Raw genomic sequence first — 18,973 nt, 5'->3', positions numbered from 1 at the left:
GTTAATTGTACTATGATTTTTCAAAACTGATAAATTTAAATATAAGTACGGTAAGAATGCAATATTTATCTAACCTTTACAAAAAAGAGTAACCCGTTTGGCTACTCTTCACATAGAAACTTGTATTTGTTTATTTCAATAAGAGACCGTTATTGAAGTCCCTTCATGAAACTTTGGATTTTTGATGATAATGCAAACAGCAGGATGCTAACTAAAATGGAGATAGCACCAATAACACCAAAGTAAATTGATTCTGTTGCAGGATTATACAGTTTAACAACTTGGGCATTTATTGCTTGCGCAGACGCAGTTGATAAGAACCATAAGCTCATGGTTTGCGAAGAGAAAGCAGCTGGAGCCAGCTTCGTCGTTATTGATAACCCTGAAGGAGATAAACAAACTTCTCCAATTACAATTAAAAAGAAGCTAAGGACTAACCACATAGGGTTCACTAAAGAGTGAGTACCGTTGATTAAAGCCGGAATAATCATAACTAAGAATGATAAACCTGCAAATAGCAATCCAATAGCGAATTTTTTTGCCGTTGAAGGCTGCTTCTTGCCTAACTTTATCCAAATCCATGCAAAAATCGGTGCAAGCGTTACGATAAAGATTGGACTTAATGATTGGAACCAAGCGGAATGCAATGTAATTCCATTGAACTGTAATTGAGTTCGTTGATCCGCGTATGTCGCTAAGATAATAGCACCTTGTTCTTGTATAGACCAAAATATTGTAGCTGCAATAAAGAGTGGTATATACGCAAGAAGACGAGATTGCTCTATTTTTGTTGTTTTAGGACTACGATACATATAAATGAAATAATAGGCTGGAATAACAATCCCTAAGATACTAATCAGGAATGTAAAACGATTTATAGTTAACAACCCAGTTGGAATTGTAACCACACCTAGCAATATTAATACAACCAGACCAACACTGAAATACTTAATAGTCTTTTTTCTTTCCGAATCTGATAATGGATTAGGTACTTGTGTACCGATTAGACCAAGGTTTTTCTTTTTTGTTCCAACAAATACCCCTAACCCAATTGCCATACCAATTGCCGCAACTCCAAAACCAAGGTGGAAATTATATTGCTGACCTAATGTTCCGACAACTAAAGGTGCAAGTAAGGCACCTAAGTTAATACCCATGTAGAATATACTGAACCCTGAGTCACGACGCGCATCTGTTTCACTGTATAAACTTCCTACGATGTTCGATATGTTAGGCTTTAACAACCCTGTTCCTAGAACTAAGAAGACCATAGAGATAAATAACGCACTTTTACTACCCGGTAAAGCTAAAATAAGATGGCCAATCATAATTAAAACGCCACCAAAGAATACGGTTTTACTTGGACCAAATAAACGATCCGATATCCATCCACCGATAATACTAGACATGAACAGTAAGGAACCGTAAATTGCCATTATCGAGGTTGCGGTAGATTGATCAATTCCTAATCCACCTTTTGAGACCGAATAGTACATATAATACAGTAAAATAGCTCTCATCCCGTAATGAGAAAACCTTTCCCAAAACTCAGTGAAGAATAAAGAGAATAATCCTTTTGGATGCCCAAAAAATCCTGTTTGAGGAATACTTTGAACAAGTTCGTTTTTTTCTTTCATAATGTTAATATTACCCCTTATTAATTTTTTATATTATACAAGTATAACTTAAGAGGTTCCCAGTAGTCCATAACTATCTAAGCCCGTCGATGAAGAAAAGCAGCCTTCTGGCTGCTTTCTAAATGAATTGAAAAATCGTCATTTACTCATTAGACACACCTTTCACTGAATCTACCTCTAAACAATCCAGAATTGATTGTGAGAGTGCTTTAGCTATTAAGAATGCTACGCCATTACTAAAATAAGTGTATATTGTTGATTTAATGGTATATGAGGCGGAATAACGTATGTATCTGGAACACTCATTAATCTTAAGCATTCTCGAACGGTTAACCTTCTATTTTCTTGTGGATGAATAAACTCTCTACCATCCTTTGCAATATGAGAAGTGATAGTGTAGGATGGTTGATCCCAATATAACTTTCTTACACCATTAAATTGGTTTGGGTTTAGATAATGAAACGTAGTAAGTAAACCGAATTGTACAACACCTACTGTAAACAACTGGTATAATAAGTATAGGAAAATACATAGAGGTGATTTTTGTGCAGCAATATGAGGAAGTACGTTCGATATTAGAAAAAGCAAAGAAAATTACAGTGTTAACAGGGGCTGGTGCAAGTACGGAAAGTGGAATCCCTGATTTTCGTTCAGCAAATGGATTATATGCTGATGCGAATATAGAGATGTATTTGTCGAGAGGCTATTATAATAGAAATTCGAAAGAGTTTTGGAAGCATTATAAAGAAATCTTTCAAATTAATACGTTTCATCAATATAAACCAAATCTTGGGCATCGCTTTTTAGCAGAGATAGAAGAACAAGGAAAAGACATAACGATTTTAACGCAAAATATTGATGGTTTACATCAAGTAGGTGGTAGTAAACATGTAATTGATTTACATGGAACACTGCAAACAGCGCATTGTCCAAAGTGTAAAACGGGGTATGATTTACAATATATGATTGATCATGAAGTGCCGCGTTGTGAGAAGTGTAATTTCATACTAAATCCAGATGTTGTTTTATACGGAGATACGTTACCTCAGTATCAAAATGCGATCAAACGTTTATATGAAACAGATGTACTTCTTGTAATGGGGACGTCACTCAAAGTACAGCCTGTCGCGTCATTCCCAGAAATCGCAAAGAGGGAAGTAGGCGCAACAACAATTTTAGTAAATGAAGAATTAACGGGACAAGAATACAATTTTGATTTTATTTTTCAAAATAAGATTGGTGAATTTGCCAAAGGGTTATCTTCGATTAAATAAGTTTTTGTTTTCGTAAAGAAACTGAGGTGGATGATGTCCACCTCAGTTTTTTTGTATGAATTATATTCATGTTATTGCGTATTAAGGGGAATGGTAATAAATAGGATATAAAATACAAAAACTGAAAATTAAATCTTTTATTTCTTTTGTAATTAATATAAAATTCTATATATATCATAAAATTAAATTTGATACATAATGATGTATTTGATTGCACTGTAGTGAACGTATGTTCTATGTAGAGAAATGTTAATAGAATGAAGCGAGGGAGCAAAATGAGACAGAAAAAGGAGAAACAGAAACAGTCGAAAAAGAAAAAGACTCATATTCCATTTCGGTTAAATGTACTATTTTTTATCGTTTTTCTTTTATTTTCAGCTATTATTATTCAATTAGGTAAAGTACAAATCATCGACGGAGAAACGTATCGAAATGAAGTGAATAAAAAGGAAGATGTAACGGTGAGTACTCCAGTTCCGAGAGGGAAGATGTTTGACCGGGAAGGGAAAGTTATTGTAAATAATAAACCGTTACGAACTGTTACATATACGAAGATGAAAGGAGTGGACTCAAAAGAGGTTTTAATAGTGGCAAGAAATTTAGCAAAGCTAATTGAAATGCCGCAAGAAGATATGGACAAGTTAACAGAGACAGATAAAAAAGACTTTTGGATGCAGTTAAATGAAAAACGTGCAGCAACAAAAGTAACGAAAGAAGATGAGAGTAAATTTAGGAAACAGGAAATAGAAGGGAAAGACTTAGATAAGAAAGTAGAAGAGTTGAGACGAGAAAGAATTACACAAGAAGAATTAAACGAGCTTTCGAAAGAGGATATAGAAGTACTAGCAATTAAAAGCAAAATGAATGCGGGATATAAAATGACGCCACAAATCGTCAAAAAAGATGTAAGTCAAAATGAATATGCAGTAGTGAGTGAAGGATTATCGAGCTTGCCAGGCGTAGATACGACTGTGGATTGGGAGCGCGAATATCCAAATGACAAAATACTACGTTCTGTACTTGGTAGTGTTTCTACTGAGAATGAGGGATTACCAAGGGAGCAATTAGACTATTATTTAGTGCGAGATTATAACCGAAATGATCGTATTGGTAAGAGTTACATCGAAAAACAATACGAAGATGTGTTACATGGAACGAAAGAACAGTCTAAAAATATTACGGATAAAGCTGGAAATATTATTCGGACTGAAAAAGTGACAAAAGGAAAAAGTGGAAATAATTTAATGTTAACAGTTGATATGGATTTACAGAAAAAGGTGGAGGAAAGTCTTGAAAGGAATTTAAGGGCATTTCATTCTTCTGAACCGATGATGGATCGTGCATTCGTCGTTATGATGAATCCGAAAAATGGTCAAATTCTATCATTAGCAGGAAAGAAAATTGTAAATAAAGATGGCGGGATGCAAATAGAAGACTACGCTTTAGGAACGATGATAAGTTCTTACGAGTTAGGATCAACGGTGAAAGGAGCTACGGTATTAGCGGGATATCAAACAGAAGCGATTAAGCCATATACGCATTTCTTGGATGCACCAATGTACTTTAAAGGAAGTTCGAAGCCGAAGAAATCGTGGAAAGACTTTGGAGATATTGATGATTTAAGAGCATTGCAAGTTTCATCCAATGTCTACATGTTTAATACGGCGTTAAAGATTGCGGGGATTGATTATGTACCAAACAATCCGTTAGATATTAGGCAAGAAACATTCAATAAAATGCGCTATTACTTTAGACAATTTGGTTTAGGTGTACCAACCGGTATTGACCTTCCAAATGAATCGATTGGTCAAATGGGTAGAACAGATAATATACCTGGTTTTTTACTTGACTATGCCATTGGACAATATGATACATATACGCCGCTTCAGCTTGCGCAATATATGTCAACGATTGCAAATGGTGGTTACCGAATGAAACCACAAATTGTACAAGAAATTAGAGAGCAACCGAATAGACCAGAGGAAGTCGGGAAAGTTATGCAATCGATGGAACCAGTCGTGTTAAATCGAGTGGATATGGATCTTTCATATATAAATCATGTGAAAGAAGGGTTTAGAAGAGTTTTCCAAGAGGTAGATGGGACCGGTGCTGGAACTTTTAAAGGTTTACCGTATAAACCGGCTGGGAAAACAGGAACAGCAGAAACAGTGTACGGTGGAGAAAGTGATATTGGAAGAGATGAAAACAACTATCGAAAAAAATGTTATAATTTAACTCTCGCCGGGTATGCGCCATATGATGCTGATCCGGAAGTTGCTTTTTCTGTTGTTGTGCCATGGGTAAATAATGATAAATCAGGTATTAATTCTGCAATTGGTAAAGAGGTTTTGGATGCATATTTTGACTTAAAAACGCAGAGATCGGGTGCAAGTCCAGTCCCAGTAGCACAATAGCCGAGTAAGGCACAATAAAAACTTCAAATTGTAGCATATCACTGCGCAAATGAACAGGTGCAGTGATATATTTTTGAGTTGAAAAGTGTTTTGATAAGGTGGGAATGGATATGAAAGAGGAGATTAAGAGAGGTTGGGGAAAGTACATACTATTTATATTTGTCCTAGTAGGAGCGTACCAGTCTTTTACTTTATGTAAGGTGGAAGGAAAATCAATGCAGCCAACTTTACATGAAGAAGACTACGTATTTGTAAATAAAGCCGCTGTACACTTTTCTAGCTTACAGCATGGAGAAATCGTCATTATTAAGGAAGAGGATGAGTCGAAATATTATGTGAAACGTGTAATAGGGCTTCCTGGTGACATAATTAACATAACGAATGGAACTGTATACGTAAATGACAAAAAGCAAGATGAACCTTATATAAATAAAGATTTATATAACAATACACAAGTGTTTTATAATTTTCAAAAGACAAAGATTCCGCCAAATAAGTTATTTGTAATGGGAGACAATCGTGAACAAAGTAAGGATAGTCGAAATGGTTTAGGATATATTGAAGAAGATAATATAATAGGAAAAGTGAAATTTGTGTACTATCCTTTTTCGAAAATGAAAATCATAAAATAAGTGGGGATTCACAAAACCCCACTTATTAAAGTTTCACTTTATCTTCTTTAAAAAACCTTTTGGATTAAATGATATGAAAAACTTATGTTTAGATTCATCGATTATGAAATTGCTATTTTTAGTTAAAAACTCTTCCACAGCTTCCATTGGGCCAGGGCCCCAATCAGGAAGGAGAGGATTTCCGTTAATACTTGTATCTTCTACAATAATGTAACTGCCAGTGGTTACAATAGATTTATAAAGTAAGAGTTCTTTCGATACATGTTCTTTACTATGATCAGAATCTAAAATAACTAAAATCACATCATCAGGTTTGCGCATACTTAATATTGATTGGACGGCCTGTACAGAAACAGATGAAGCTGTTAAATACGTAATTCGATTATGGGATGGCCGATTTGGTTGCGGAGTTATATCGATAGTAAGTACGTGACCTTTTCCAATTAAATCTAACATAGAAGCTAAAAACAGTGCACTACCACCGTAAAAAGTTCCGCATTCAATAATTAAATCAGGCTTTAATTCGTATAATATTTCTTGATACAAAAAGAGATCAGAAGGAAGTTTGCAGATTGGAACCCCGAACCAGTGTGTACCATGTAACCAAACGTTGCTGTCGTAATATTGTTTTAGAAATTCGCTACTAATGTTATCGATTTTGAATTCTCCTTTTTAAAAAGGGTTCTTTCATACGTAAAGAGTTTACGTATGAAAGTTGTACTATATATTATGTGGTAAGGGATTATAAGGCGAGTGTTTTCACGTGAAAATAAGCCAAATAACACATGTGGAAAATGAATTGCTTATAAAAGAAGATGTAAATGAAAGGAAATGATCGTATGTATAAGTACACAATTTGCTTCATTAGAAAAGGAGATAATATACTGCTATTAAATAGAAACAAAAAGCCGACAATGGGAATGTGGAATGGTGTCGGAGGGAAAATAGAAGAGTATGAAACGCCATACGAAGGAGTTATTAGAGAAACGTTTGAGGAAACGGGAATAGAGCTTCCAAGTGTAACGTATAAAGGGAATGTTATGTTTCAAGTTAAAGACGAACCTTTGGGTAGTGAGGGAATGTATGTATTCCTTACTGATTTACCAGATGGAGTACATATTGATACGCCAGTAAGCACAGATGAAGGTATATTAGAATGGAAGTCAATTGATTGGATATTAGATGGTGATAATAGAGGTGTAGTTAGCAATTTGCAAAGATATTTACCAAGAGTATTAAAAGAAGAAAACAATTTAGAGCATACATTCACATATGATAACCGGAATATTATTGATTACACAACTACACTTTTGACAGAAGATGATACGAAAAAACGATATGAAAAACATCTCATTTCTCAATAGGATAAGATGCGTTAAAATAATAAGAAAAAGCCAAGTCCTTTATTGGGACTTGGCTTTTTTGTAGGGAATGCTAATTCAAATTTTACTCTTCATAATTTGCTTTAATAATAAAGCGGTGTTGCTTCACATCGAAATATCCTTTTTGCAAGATGATTTCATGTATGCGATACAATTCCTCGGTATAGCTGTCTACTGTAAATTCAGGAATTTGCCACGGAATTGCTTGCAAGTAATAGACAACAGAACCGACATCATAAAAACGCTGAAGAGGGAACTCTTCCTTCGCTTCTAAAATTGTAAATCCGCTTTTTCTCAATTCACTACATGCCGTTTCGAGTGACCAACTTGAAAATTCGCTATTCAGCGGTGTGCCAAACTGCTCATTCAGTTCCGCACAATCAAGACCACCGACTTGTTGTGTAAGAAATGTTCCATTGGTGGAAAGACTTCTTTTCACTTCAGAAGCAGAATAGGATTCATGTTGATTCACAATTAAATCAAACTGACCATCTTGAAATGGTAAAGCAGTATCATCAGTCACTTCTACGACTATAACTCCTAAAGGTTCTAATTTCTTTCGTGCAATTGGGACATTCGGAGCATAGCCCTCAGTCGCATAAATAGTTGACGGGAACGGTTGTAACATAGATAAAAACTCTCCGCCACCAGTCCCCATATCTAGCATTGATTTTGCACGTTGCATAAGCTGGAAAGCAGTGCTACCGTATGACCATGATAGGGGCTCGCTATTCATACGGCCAGTTTCTGAAATGAAAGAAAAATCCCAGCCGCTAAAGTTAGTCTTTGCACTTTCTAATAGTGCTGAAAATAATGGATCACGTTTCATAATATGTCCTCCTATTTCGTTAATGAATGATATAGTAAGAACAGAGAAATGGAGGACCTCTTGTAAAGATGAAGAGGTTTTACGTTTCGTGTTCGAATAGATTCATACAAATTCGCTCCTTGCGAGAATAATTATTTATATATTCGGGATAATCGAGTGAAAATCCTTTGAACTATAAAGGGAAGGTAGATATTTAATGAAGAATTGGATTGAGTTTACAGACAAAGAGTACGACCGAATATGGGATAGGGTATATAGTGATTTTGAGTTTTCACCAAGTATGTCTATATTCCCATCATTTAAGGTGCCAAGTCCTTTTATAACATATGATATTTCTCATTACTTTGGAGAATCGGTAGATTTAAATGTATATGACGATCTGGAAGAAAAAGCATTACTAGTTTTTAAAGAGAATACAGTATCGAATGAATATATAATGGCACTTGATTGGCAACATGAATGTTACTGGGTAAATTCACATTTAAAGTTCGATAGAAATGAATTTGATGAGTGGACAATCCCGATTTTTCCAACTGGAGATTACTATTTCTTTATTCAGAAGGACTTTAAGTGGGGGTATTTAGGGCATCCGTGGGAGGAGAGTATAACGATATTTGGAAAAGAATTAATAGATGCTTTTGATCAACATAAACCGGAAATGTTTCATAAGATTTTAAGGCAGGGTTAATGTTTAAAAGAGAAAAAACGTTTATACTTCCAAATGAAGTATAAACGTTTTTATTATTAGCTGTTTTCATATAGATTGTTGCTTTCTTTACAAATACTTAAAAATAAAAATCTTTTGGTAAAGTGCCATTTTTTATCACCGTTCTTAATCCATGTTTCATAATCCAAGGATTAACAGGATGGTTTTTATCGAGTAATTCTCGCAACCATCGAAAAACGAGTTCTTTATCTTCTTTCGTAATATCATTAATGTGATTGGCTACAGATTTTTGAACATAATTAGAAGGGTCATTCATTAATGGCTCAAGAAGCTTTAAATTATTTCTGAAGTCACCTTTCAAAGCTCCTATTTTTTTTGCCCAAGGAAGTCTTGGCCTAGTACCTTCTGAAGCTAATCTTCTAATGTGGCTGTTTTCATCACGTAACCATTGCTGCAATATGTCCAAGGTTTCTTCATGATATTTTTCAAGATAAGGACGAATGGCATATTCAGCAGTATTTCTTTTTGTTATTTCATACATTGCGTTGAATGAGGAGTCAAAATCGTTAAGCCCATATTTTTCAACGTATTTTGCGATAGGCATATACATATAACCCTTTGTAAATGTGCCGACTTCTGTTGTATTTTCTGGTCCTAATGTTTTCAGTAATATATGTATTGCTTCATTAAAATCTTTTTGTAATGCATTGTGTAATTCATCTGCTATTACTTCTATACGTTGCTTTAACTCTAAATTTTCAACTTTATATGTTACGGTAGATACAAAGTTTCTTTTAGAGAAATTAGGATCGTGTTTACAAATAGAATCAGCCATTTTTTCTGCTAATTCTTTGTTAAATAAAAATTTTAACGGAACATATTTGCCCATTTTTTCACCCCATTGGTCGGATAAAAACAATGTTTATTTTTTAATCGACAATCCATACACCAAAGTCTCACTAGGAGTCGTAATACTAAAACCTGTCGTCTTATAATCAAGTTTCACCGTATCACCAGTGTAATCTGTCGTGAATGAATCCATTTGTACGATAAGCTCCGCATCTTCATATACAACATCATCCGCATTATATGTATCCCAAATTAAATCGACATCAACGAAAATACTGCAAGAGTTTGTCATAGTTCCTCTAATGCGAATGATCTTTTTGTCTTCACGTACTAGTCTATGTATAGCTGCTTTTGCTTCATCAGTAATACGAATGTTCATGTAATCCCAACCTTTATTTATATTTCCTCTATTATTGCAAAAACAGGAGAAATAGGGAAGGGAGAAGCATTGCATTAAAAAAACGAGCAAACAATTTTGTTTGCTCGTTTTACTTTATTTCAGTTCACATTTATCAAGTGGAATGACTTTCGTTTTCTTAGTAAATTTATAACCTAACCATAGTACTAAGAAGAGTGGTAAACCGATGTAAGAAACGAGTACACCGTTCCAGTCGATAGATGCTCCTGTAAATGCTCCGTAGTTTTGACCTAAAATAACAATAACACAAAGTGTAAATGCAAAGATTGGACCGAACGGGAACCATTTCGCTTGATATGGTAAATCTTTCAAATCTTTCCCTTGTGCAATATAGGCTTTACGGAAACGGTAATGACTAATAGCAATCCCTACCCAAGCAATAAATCCTGACATCCCTGAAGCATTTAATAACCAAATGTATACAACACCGTCACCGAATAAAGAAGCGATGAAAGCGACGCTACCAACTACTGATGTTGCGATTAATGCGTTAACAGGTACACCGCGGCTATCTAATTTCCCTAAGAACTTTGGTGCTTTTCCTTGGCGAGCTAAATCCCAAAGCATACGAGTTGATGCATACATTCCAGAGTTACCAGCAGAAAGTACTGCAGTTAAAATAACAGCGTTCATAACAGAAGCAGCGAAGGCAACGCCCGCTTTTTCAAATACAAGTGTAAATGGACTTACTGTAACATCACTTGCTGCAAGGCTTTCAGTCGTATAAGGAATTAATAAACCGATAACGAGAATTGCTAAAATATAGAATAATAAAATGCGCCAAAAGATAGAACGAATTGCTTTCGGAATATTGCGTTCTGGATCAGCAGTTTCACCAGCAGCTACTCCTAATAATTCAGTTCCTTGGAATGAGAAACCAGCAGCCATAAATACACCGATAATTGCCATGATGCCGCCATTAAATGGTGCATCTGCAACAGTGAAGTTTTTAAAGCCAACAGATTCGCTGCCCATAATTCCAAAAATCATCATAAAACCGACAATTAAAAAGATAATAATAGTAACTACTTTAATAAGTGCGAACCAATATTCAGATTCACCAAAACCTTTAACAGATAAATAGTTTAAGAGAAAAATAATAGCTAAACAAAGTCCACTCCAAATAAGAGAAGGGGTATCTGGGAACCAAAATTTCATAATTAATGTTACGGCCGCTAGTTCAGCTGCAATCGTAATCGCCCAGTTATACCAATAGTTCCATCCAAGTGCAAAACCAAGTGATGGATCAACAAATTTTGTTGCATAAGTACTAAAAGATCCAGTAACAGGCATGTAAGCCGCGAGTTCTGCTAAGCTTGTCATTAAAAAATAAACCATAATTCCAATTGCGGCATATGCGACTAATGCACCGCCAGGACCAGCTGAATGGATAACACCACCACTGGCAAGAAATAATCCGGTACCGATTGTACCACCGAGAGAAATCATCGTAAGGTGACGAGATTTTAATCCGCGTTTTAATTCACCTTGTCCTTGTGTAGTTTGCGTTTTAGAGGTAGATTGATTTGTTGCGCTATTCATGTTCAACACTCCTTTTCTTGTAGGTTAGGAAGGAGCGGGGGAGAAAAATACAAAAAACCGCCAAAGGAATTAGGCGGAACGTTTCACAAATAACCACCCCATCATACCCTTCCGTTAAGATAGCACACCACGTTTACACGGTAATTTTGTAAACGTGACAGTTCTGTTCCTTTCGGAGACAGCCCCAGCTCATATTTCCAGAGAAGAAATATAAACTTCGGCAACTTTTCCTTTCAAACGGAGTCAGTGACATTCGCTGTGTCTCGTCCATTTTACTTTTAAAAGTCGCAACCTCTACCTCATCGGATTGATGAGGATTTATATATTGCTAAGATATTTAATATATGGCAATTGTAATGACTTTCTGAATATATTGCAAGGAATTTTGTTAGGAAAAGTCAAAAAATATCGGTTATTGTATAGGAAACGCTTGCAAAACTCCACCCGAACCTACTATTATGTAGCAATAAGCAAAGAAAAAATTGTTATACAAATGTTTCGCAAAAAATATTGAAAAACCCTTTAAAATTAAAAGAAAATTCAGAAAAAATAATTCGACATAACTATCAGAAGAGGATTATTCCTTAAATTCGTTTCAAAGAATAAGTATAAATTCGATAAATAGAATGAATATTCTTTTTATTTCTGATAAAATTGAGGTATTGTTTAATTGAAAAGGGGATATCATTATGAAATTAGAAACGGAAAGATTATATATAGTACCGTGTACAGAAGAATGGATTCAAATTGCGGATAATCAAGGATACAATAGTGGTCCGCATATTGTAGGACATATAGAAAATATGAAACGAGATGCGGCTTCATTACCGTGGGGACCGTGGTATGTTATTCGGAAAGAGGATGATGTTGTTCTAGGTGATATAGGATTTAAAGGGAAACCGAATGAGCAACATACGGTAGAAATTGGTTACGGATTTATTGAGAAATATTGGAATAAAGGGTATGCAACAGAAGCAGTTAGTGAATTAATGAAATGGGCTTTTCAAACAGGGGAAGTGGAAACGATTATAGCGGAGACACTCCTTGATAATTATAGCTCTATTCGTGTCTTAGAGAAATTACATATGAAAAGAGTAAATAGTACTGAAACGATGGTCAATTGGAAAATAGAAAAATAAAAAATACCGCTCGAAGTAAATCGGGCGGTATTATTATTAATTATGGTAGCATTTGTTTTTGATCTTTCGGATAGCCGGCTGTCGATACGTTAGAACGATTGGAATGATTACGAACAGCAATAAAAATAGATATAATAACGACAAGACCAACTGCAACGTAAGAAAGTGAAATAATAGTTGGATCTACTTTAAATGTAGTAAGCAGTGTACGTATATTCGTAAAGATAATAAGTCCGCCAACGAGTACGCCAAGTAAATGAGAAGGAACGATGCGTACTAACCATGCGGCGATTGGTGCGGCAACAATACCACCAAGCATGAGGGCAAATACCCAAACCCAGCTTACTTGTTCCCAGCCAAGTGAAATGAAAAAGCCAATCGTTGCAGCGAGTGAAACAGGAAATTCACTCGTATCTACAGATCCAATAACTTTTCTAGCTTCATTTCCTCTTGCAAGAAGAACAGGTGTCGTAATCGGCCCCCAACCACCGCCGCCAGTTGAATCGACGAATCCAGCGAATAAGCCAAGTGGTACAAGTTGTTTAGCAGACATACGCTTATTTGAAGAAACAATTTGTTTTTGAATGATGAATCGTAATAAAATATAAACCCCTAAAGTAAATAAAAATATGGAAATGTACGGTTTAATTACATCACCAGGTAAATTGCTTAAAAAACATGCCCCAATAAATGCGCCAATTGCTCCTGGTAATGTAAGTCTGGAAACTGTATATTTATCAACGTTTCCAAATTTGATATGAGATGCACCAGAAGCGGCGGTTGTAACGACTTCAGCTAAATGAACTGATGCGGAAGCTACAGCTGGTGCGATACCAAACATTAATAATAGTGAGGTAGACGTTACCCCGTACGCCATACCAAGTGCGCCATCAATCAATTGAGCGAAAAATCCAATAATAGCAAAGACAATTAATTTCTGCATAAATAATCCCCCTGTAATAATAAATGAAAAAGACACTTTTCCCGTATGAGAAAAGTGCCTTTGGTTTTTCCAATCAGCAATAATTAAATTTGTTTTATTATAATACACATTAATCGTATAAATCAACTGGGTTTTAAAGTTTTTTGAATTGAACGAAAGAAAAATAAAATATACAATAAAAGGATGGAGAGAAAGGGGAGAAAGACTATGTTAGCATTTGATCATCTCGTTCACGCAGTGCATTGTACACCGGAGGAAGCAACAAAACAAATGCAGGAGCATGGATTTCATACTGCATTAGGCGGTGAGCATACGACTTGGGGTACTTGGAATAGTTTATGTTATTTTGATTTATCATATATAGAATTTTTAGCAGTTCAGCATGAAGAAAAAGCGAAAGAAGCAGAAAATCCATTAGTACAAGAAACAGTGGTGAAATTAAAAAATGGAGAAGGGATGCTACAAATCGCAATTCGAACAGATGCAATTGAAGAACTAGCAGTTAAATTTAGTAAGCACGGCTTACATATGATAGGACCATTTGAAGGGAAACGGATGAGAAAAGATGGCCGGCTTTTAGAATGGAAAATGTTATTTGTAAAGCAAGAAGAGAATGGACCGAAATTACCATTCTTTATACAGTGGAATGAAACGGATGAAGAAAGAAGAAACGATTTACGTAAAATAGGGACGATCACTGAACATAAAAATAAAGTACAAGAAATTGAAACGATTCATTATACGGTGAAAAATGTTCGAGAAACAGTGCGGAAATGGAAAGAAGTAATGGAGCTAACTGCAAATTCAATCATACAAAATGAAGAATGGAATGCTGAGTGTCAAAGTGTATCGTTTGGTGATGTTCATGTGCAGTTTTGTGAACCAGTTGGAGAAGGGCTAGTACTAGAACGTTTGAAGCATCATGGCGAATATCCATTTGCAGTGGAGTTTAAAGGGGAAAATAAACGAGAGTATGAAGTGTTAGGTAGTTTGTTCGTATATTAATAGAGGTGAGTTTTGTGGAAGAAATGTTAAGAGAGATAGAAAGAAAACTAGAGTGGTCACGTATTGTAAAATGTACAGCTATTACAAAAGGTTTTTCACATGAAGAGAAGTATAAAATTGACCTAGAGAATCGAGAAACTTATTTTGTAAAAGTGTGTGATTCTTCTAATTATGAACGAAAACAAGAAGAATATATGTATATGAAACAATTGGAGTTATTACATATTCCAACGCCGAAGTTAATTCATTTCATAAAACTTGAGGGATTAAATAAATGTGTTCAAGTATTTGAATGGACCCAAGGTGTAAATGGTCAAGAGAGCTTAAGCAAGCTATCGGTGGAAGAACAGTATAATGCAGGAAGAAAAGCAGGGGAAATATTAAAGAGAATTCACTCGATAGAAAGAGAAAGTGCAAGTAATAAATGGGAAATATTTAGGTGGAATAAGTATGAAAGGTACATAGAGGCATTAGCAGATTATGAGGTGAATTTTCTGGATTTGAAGCCAGTATTAACCTTTGTAGAAAATCATAAAGACTTATTGAAAAATCGGCCTATCACATTTTTACACGATGATTACCACCCAGCAAATAGTATGATTCATAATAATGAATTTATCGTTATCGATTTTAGTGGATATGATTTTGTCGATCCAATACACGATTTTTATAACGTAGCGATTTTTACTACAAGAATAAGCAAACCATTTGCGGTTGGACAAGTTCACGGTTATTGCGGAGGCGATCCGTCAATCCACTTTTGGAAACTGTATTCATTATATGCAGCGATGACATTCCCAGCGGATATCGTATGGACAAACCGAACTACACCACATTTAGTAGAGGATATGAAAGAAAGATTGAACCGAATTATAGAAGATCATAATCATTTTTCATCTTATATTCCAAAATGGTATCAATCACAACATGAGGATATAATAAACAATAAATAACGGAGGGATTCATTTGGATAAAATTGCGGTAATTTCAGATATACATGGTAATATTCCGGCATTAGAATCAGTACTGAAAGATATTAAATTAAGAGGAATTGAACGTATTATTTGTCTTGGAGATTTAGTAGGAAAAGGTCCGCATTCTAGCGAAGTAATTGAAATCGTTCGTAAAGAATGTGAAGGAACCGTAATGGGAAACTGGGATGATTTCATTACAAAACCGACTGAATTTGAAGCGTTAAAATGGCATCAAAAACAATTGTCAGAAGAACAAAATGAGTATTTAAGAAGCTTACCATTTTCAATCGAGTTTTATATGAGTGGGAAACTGATTCGTATGTTCCACGCTTCACCGAGAAGTTTGTATGAAAGAATTCAACCACATGCAACAAGAGAAGAGCGTATTAGTATGTTCGAAAATAGTGAGCTCACAGAGAATATAGAAGGGGAAAGAAAACCAGATGTCGTTTGTTACGGTGACGTTCATCAGGCGTATGTGCAAAATTTTAGAGGGAAAACGTTATGTAATGCTGGTAGTGTAGGTAATCCACTTGAAATTACACAAGCTTCCTATTTAATTTTTGAAGGAACATACAATGAAAAAGAAGCAGCAAGCTTTTCCATTCAACTCGTACGTGTACCATATGATATTGAACTAGCCATCAGACTAGCAGAAGAACTCGATATGCCAGAAATTGAAGAATACAAACAAGAGTTACGGACGGCTTTATATCGAGGGTTTAAGGGGAAATAAGGAAAATATAAATCAATAAAAATATATCTATCATAACTTAAAATATATCAACGATTTTTTTAAATATATCGATTTACCAACAAATAGCGATGAATTTAATTTACTGCAATTATATTATGTAAACAATATACAGGAGGGAATGTCATGCTCCGAAAACAATACATGAAAGAAATTGCTGATCATATTTTAAATTTAAATTTAACTCATCCAACAAGAGTTGGAGTGAGTGGTATTACAGCTTCAGGAAAGACAACATTTGCAAACGAACTGGCAGAGGAAATGAAAAATCGGGGAGTACAAGTAATACGCGCCAGCATTGACGATTTTCATAACCCTAGAGTGATTCGCTATACACAAGGCAAAGAATCAGCAAGAGGGTATTATGAAGATGCACACGATTATACAGCTTTCAAAGAAAGGCTATTAAAACCTTTAGGACCTAACGGGAATTTACAGTATGAAACGATTTCTCATAACTTAATAACGGACATCCCTGTACATAATACGCCGCTAGTGGCCTCGCCAAATATGGTGCTAATAGTAGATGGAACATTTTTATTGAAAAAAGAAATTGAGTATCTATTTGACTATAAAATTTTCATAGATACAGATTTTGAGATTGCGAGAAAACGTGGTGCAGAGCGCGAGACTGAGGCTTTTGGAAGTTATGAAGAAGCAGAGAAAATGTTTATAAACAGATATCATGCGGCTTGTAAGATGTATATAGATGAGCATAATGCGAAAGAATGTGCAAATGTTATATTTCAGAATAGTAATTTTGATGATCCGGTAGTTGTATTTAAAGGAATTTAAAATCTTTTATATAACAAAAAGTTCGTGAAAGGGGATGCGTCGGGTGGATAAAAAAGATAATCCGAACGATTGGCCTGTATGGGCGAATGAGTCAGTAGAGATAGTTAATGCAAATCCTGATTGGCAAGATAAAGGCCGATATGAAGAACGGCAACTTTATGAACTGCTTACTCCTCTCGGTATTAGCAAAGTAATACATATAGGAAGTACATCCATACCTGGTTTACCTGCAAAACCTATCATTGATCTAATGGCTGAAACAGACTCATTTGATAGAGTGCTCGATATTTCAGCAAAATTGGCTATATATGATTGGCATTATGTAGGCCCGGAATTAGATGAAAGACCTTGGAGAAGGTTCTTTGTGAAAGTGAAGAATAATAGGCGTGTAGCTCATCTGCATTTGATGGTTAAAGGAACTGAACGATGGGAGCAACAACTTTTATTTCGTAACCGCTTACGAGAAAATCCACAATTAGTTTATGATTATTCAAATCTAAAGCAAGAGTTAGCAAAAAAGTTTAACCAAGATAGAGAAGCATACACAAAAGCTAAAACAGAATTTATTAAACAAGTTCTAAAATGATTTAATTTTTGATTGTAACTACGTTTGAATATAAATGAAAAAAATACTTTATTTTATAGCCTAAACTTACATGAAATGCATGTAAACAAAGTGAGAAGCTTTGGTGTTCCAATGTATTTCCTTTTATTTCTCGGGAGAAATTTATATAATTGAATCAAGTTCATAGAAAGATAGGGACTAAAACTATATTAAAAGTCGACTTAATTTATGAGGGGAATTACAGGGGATAAGGCGAAAATAAGTTGAAAAACGTAAAAAGGGGACAGGGAATATAATGACAGAAGTGCTAGAACTAAAAGAAGAATTACAACAAATTCAAAATAATAATTATGCTGTGCCAGAAGACGTAGACGCATATCCATATGCACAGTGGATGTTAGATTATATCGGATCACCTGATGCTGAATTACGTGATGATTTGATTTATAGTACGCTTCACAAATGGATTACAAATGATGTATTTAGACAAAAAGAATTACGAGGATTAATGTTACAAGCAATTAGTCCTGATTATTTATTTTATAAAATTGGTGAAAAGGGCACAGATTCTGTTTTTAAACGTGCGTTCTCTGTTTTAATTCCACCACTTATTTTATCTGTTCATGAAAGAGAACCATTGTTATCTGAAGAACAACTGTACAGTGTAGCAGAACAAGTTCTGGAATATGTCTATTTAGAAGAAGATGTAAGGGGTTACGTAGAAGGAAAAGGCTGGGCGCATTCTACTGCACATGCGGCAGATGCACTAGATGCTTTAGCACGTACAATACAAAATCGTGAGTTTTCATATGCAATACTAGCTGCTGTTCGTCAGAAGATTCGATTGAATGACTACGTATACATACACTTTGAGGATGAGAGATTAGTAACGCCAATTATGTCGTTGCGTAACCAAAATATTTTAACTGAAGAAGAGTGGAGCAATTGGCTACATAGTATAGCAATTGTTGAAGATATCCCACATCCTCAACATGATATTTTAGTACAAAATATTAGAGCTTTCTTAAGAAGTTTATATTTCAGAGTTTTAGAGAAAGAGGGCGCTACTGCCTTTATAGATGATATATTGGAGACTTTGGAGAAATTGCGTAGGTATTAAAAATGACCAATACTTTAGAAACAAAGAGAAAATA

At 35.0% G+C, this 18,973-nt stretch carries 20 protein-coding genes and 1 riboswitch; of the genes, 12 read left to right on the top strand and 8 right to left on the bottom strand.

The window, feature by feature from the left end; genetic code table 11:
* Positions 1–149 precede the first annotated feature (149 nt).
* Positions 150–1,637, bottom strand: a complete 1,488-nt coding sequence (locus MHH59_RS15445) for a peptide MFS transporter (RefSeq protein WP_002127991.1) — start codon at positions 1,635–1,637, stop codon at positions 150–152.
* Positions 1,638–1,862: 225 nt separating this feature from the next.
* The gene (locus MHH59_RS15440; RefSeq protein ID WP_078214177.1) at positions 1,863–2,141 is read right to left on the bottom strand and encodes a DNA cytosine methyltransferase; all 279 of its coding nucleotides are present in this window, start codon (positions 2,139–2,141) and stop codon (positions 1,863–1,865) included.
* 41 nt (positions 2,142–2,182) lie between these two features.
* Here MHH59_RS15440 and MHH59_RS15435 point away from each other — a divergent pair, with 41 nt between their 5' ends.
* From MHH59_RS15435 to lepB, 3 genes are all read left to right on the top strand, one after another.
* Positions 2,183–2,911 (top strand): NAD-dependent protein deacylase, encoded by a 729-nt coding sequence (locus MHH59_RS15435; protein ID WP_340851697.1) that lies wholly within the window; start codon positions 2,183–2,185, stop codon positions 2,909–2,911.
* A gap of 257 nt (positions 2,912–3,168) precedes the next feature.
* Positions 3,169–5,325: a peptidoglycan D,D-transpeptidase FtsI family protein gene (locus MHH59_RS15430; RefSeq protein WP_193388593.1), complete on the top strand. Its 2,157-nt coding sequence runs from the start codon at positions 3,169–3,171 to the stop codon at positions 5,323–5,325.
* Positions 5,326–5,435: 110 nt separating this feature from the next.
* Positions 5,436–5,957 carry a signal peptidase I gene (gene lepB, locus MHH59_RS15425; RefSeq protein WP_016127209.1) on the top strand — a complete coding sequence of 174 codons (522 nt, stop codon included), beginning with the start codon at positions 5,436–5,438 and terminating at the stop codon, positions 5,955–5,957.
* Between the two features lie 33 nt (positions 5,958–5,990).
* Here the strand turns inward: lepB and MHH59_RS15420 are convergent, their stop codons facing one another.
* Entirely contained in the window at positions 5,991–6,614 is a 624-nt protein-coding gene (locus MHH59_RS15420) for a cephalosporin hydroxylase family protein (RefSeq protein ID WP_078178857.1), read from the bottom strand.
* A 182-nt stretch (positions 6,615–6,796) separates the two neighbouring features.
* Here MHH59_RS15420 and MHH59_RS15415 point away from each other — a divergent pair, with 182 nt between their 5' ends.
* Positions 6,797–7,321, top strand: a complete 525-nt coding sequence (locus MHH59_RS15415) for an NUDIX hydrolase (RefSeq protein ID WP_002127986.1) — start codon at positions 6,797–6,799, stop codon at positions 7,319–7,321.
* 82 nt (positions 7,322–7,403) lie between these two features.
* On the opposite strand, the gene MHH59_RS15410 is transcribed toward MHH59_RS15415, so the two are convergent.
* Positions 7,404–8,168: a class I SAM-dependent methyltransferase gene (locus tag MHH59_RS15410; RefSeq protein ID WP_002127984.1), complete on the bottom strand. Its 765-nt coding sequence runs from the start codon at positions 8,166–8,168 to the stop codon at positions 7,404–7,406.
* Between the two features lie 196 nt (positions 8,169–8,364).
* Between MHH59_RS15410 and MHH59_RS15405 the strand changes: the two genes are divergently transcribed.
* Positions 8,365–8,856, top strand: a complete 492-nt coding sequence (locus tag MHH59_RS15405; RefSeq protein ID WP_002165521.1) for a DUF2716 domain-containing protein — start codon at positions 8,365–8,367, stop codon at positions 8,854–8,856.
* A 97-nt stretch (positions 8,857–8,953) separates the two neighbouring features.
* Here the strand turns inward: MHH59_RS15405 and MHH59_RS15400 are convergent, their stop codons facing one another.
* The 3 genes from MHH59_RS15400 to MHH59_RS15390 all read right to left on the bottom strand — a co-directional run bounded on the left by MHH59_RS15400 (position 8,954) and on the right by MHH59_RS15390 (position 11,644).
* Positions 8,954–9,724 carry a DNA alkylation repair protein gene (locus MHH59_RS15400; RefSeq protein ID WP_016127208.1) on the bottom strand — a complete coding sequence of 257 codons (771 nt, stop codon included), beginning with the start codon at positions 9,722–9,724 and terminating at the stop codon, positions 8,954–8,956.
* A 33-nt stretch (positions 9,725–9,757) separates the two neighbouring features.
* Positions 9,758–10,063: an iron-sulfur cluster biosynthesis family protein gene (locus MHH59_RS15395; RefSeq protein WP_002127979.1), complete on the bottom strand. Its 306-nt coding sequence runs from the start codon at positions 10,061–10,063 to the stop codon at positions 9,758–9,760.
* Positions 10,064–10,177: 114 nt separating this feature from the next.
* Positions 10,178–11,644 carry an amino acid permease gene (locus MHH59_RS15390; protein WP_050000600.1) on the bottom strand — a complete coding sequence of 489 codons (1,467 nt, stop codon included), beginning with the start codon at positions 11,642–11,644 and terminating at the stop codon, positions 10,178–10,180.
* Positions 11,645–11,756: 112 nt separating this feature from the next.
* A riboswitch (Lysine riboswitch) is annotated at positions 11,757–11,949 on the bottom strand.
* A gap of 384 nt (positions 11,950–12,333) precedes the next feature.
* On the opposite strand from MHH59_RS15390, the gene MHH59_RS15385 reads away from it, so the two are divergent.
* The gene (locus MHH59_RS15385; RefSeq protein ID WP_002127978.1) at positions 12,334–12,783 is read left to right on the top strand and encodes a GNAT family N-acetyltransferase; all 450 of its coding nucleotides are present in this window, start codon (positions 12,334–12,336) and stop codon (positions 12,781–12,783) included.
* 40 nt (positions 12,784–12,823) lie between these two features.
* Here the strand turns inward: MHH59_RS15385 and MHH59_RS15380 are convergent, their stop codons facing one another.
* Positions 12,824–13,726 (bottom strand): sulfite exporter TauE/SafE family protein, encoded by a 903-nt coding sequence (locus MHH59_RS15380; protein ID WP_002127976.1) that lies wholly within the window; start codon positions 13,724–13,726, stop codon positions 12,824–12,826.
* Positions 13,727–13,933: 207 nt separating this feature from the next.
* On the opposite strand from MHH59_RS15380, the gene MHH59_RS15375 reads away from it, so the two are divergent.
* The 6 genes from MHH59_RS15375 (at position 13,934) to MHH59_RS15350 (ending at position 18,939) form a co-directional block, all read left to right on the top strand.
* Positions 13,934–14,731: a VOC family protein gene (locus tag MHH59_RS15375; RefSeq protein ID WP_059038078.1), complete on the top strand. Its 798-nt coding sequence runs from the start codon at positions 13,934–13,936 to the stop codon at positions 14,729–14,731.
* Between the two features lie 14 nt (positions 14,732–14,745).
* A complete protein-coding gene (locus MHH59_RS15370; RefSeq protein ID WP_340851690.1) occupies positions 14,746–15,684 on the top strand; it encodes an aminoglycoside phosphotransferase family protein in 939 nt (312 codons plus the stop codon).
* Between the two features lie 13 nt (positions 15,685–15,697).
* On the top strand, positions 15,698–16,441 hold the full coding sequence (locus MHH59_RS15365) for a metallophosphoesterase family protein (RefSeq protein ID WP_002013591.1): 744 nt from the start codon (positions 15,698–15,700) through the stop codon (positions 16,439–16,441).
* Positions 16,442–16,585: 144 nt separating this feature from the next.
* On the top strand, positions 16,586–17,254 hold the full coding sequence (locus tag MHH59_RS15360; RefSeq protein ID WP_016127206.1) for an AAA family ATPase: 669 nt from the start codon (positions 16,586–16,588) through the stop codon (positions 17,252–17,254).
* 43 nt (positions 17,255–17,297) lie between these two features.
* Positions 17,298–17,840, top strand: a complete 543-nt coding sequence (locus tag MHH59_RS15355) for a GrpB family protein (protein WP_002168100.1) — start codon at positions 17,298–17,300, stop codon at positions 17,838–17,840.
* A 274-nt stretch (positions 17,841–18,114) separates the two neighbouring features.
* A complete protein-coding gene (locus MHH59_RS15350; RefSeq protein ID WP_340851687.1) occupies positions 18,115–18,939 on the top strand; it encodes a DUF2785 domain-containing protein in 825 nt (274 codons plus the stop codon).
* Positions 18,940–18,973 lie beyond the last annotated feature (34 nt).

This window comes from Bacillus sp. FSL E2-0195 (genome assembly GCF_038003645.1).
Taxonomy (GTDB): Bacteria; Bacillota; Bacilli; order Bacillales; family Bacillaceae_G; genus Bacillus_A; species Bacillus_A mycoides.
Note: the sequence above shows the minus strand (reverse complement) of the source record. Positions and strands in the feature narration are given on the sequence as shown.

Coding starts and splice junctions, on each gene's coding strand:
- MHH59_RS15445 (WP_002127991.1), bottom strand. CDS start 1,637: ATGAAAGAAAAAAACGAACTTGTTCAAAGTATTCCTCAAACAGGATTT.
- MHH59_RS15430 (WP_193388593.1), top strand. CDS start 3,169: ATGAAGCGAGGGAGCAAAATGAGACAGAAAAAGGAGAAACAGAAACAG.
- lepB (WP_016127209.1), top strand. CDS start 5,436: ATGAAAGAGGAGATTAAGAGAGGTTGGGGAAAGTACATACTATTTATA.
- MHH59_RS15415 (WP_002127986.1), top strand. CDS start 6,797: ATGTATAAGTACACAATTTGCTTCATTAGAAAAGGAGATAATATACTG.
- MHH59_RS15410 (WP_002127984.1), bottom strand. CDS start 8,168: ATGAAACGTGATCCATTATTTTCAGCACTATTAGAAAGTGCAAAGACT.
- MHH59_RS15405 (WP_002165521.1), top strand. CDS start 8,365: ATGAAGAATTGGATTGAGTTTACAGACAAAGAGTACGACCGAATATGG.
- MHH59_RS15400 (WP_016127208.1), bottom strand. CDS start 9,724: ATGGGCAAATATGTTCCGTTAAAATTTTTATTTAACAAAGAATTAGCA.
- MHH59_RS15395 (WP_002127979.1), bottom strand. CDS start 10,063: ATGAACATTCGTATTACTGATGAAGCAAAAGCAGCTATACATAGACTA.
- MHH59_RS15390 (WP_050000600.1), bottom strand. CDS start 11,644: ATGAATAGCGCAACAAATCAATCTACCTCTAAAACGCAAACTACACAA.
- MHH59_RS15385 (WP_002127978.1), top strand. CDS start 12,334: ATGAAATTAGAAACGGAAAGATTATATATAGTACCGTGTACAGAAGAA.
- MHH59_RS15380 (WP_002127976.1), bottom strand. CDS start 13,726: ATGCAGAAATTAATTGTCTTTGCTATTATTGGATTTTTCGCTCAATTG.
- MHH59_RS15375 (WP_059038078.1), top strand. CDS start 13,934: ATGTTAGCATTTGATCATCTCGTTCACGCAGTGCATTGTACACCGGAG.
- MHH59_RS15360 (WP_016127206.1), top strand. CDS start 16,586: ATGCTCCGAAAACAATACATGAAAGAAATTGCTGATCATATTTTAAAT.
- MHH59_RS15350 (WP_340851687.1), top strand. CDS start 18,115: ATGACAGAAGTGCTAGAACTAAAAGAAGAATTACAACAAATTCAAAAT.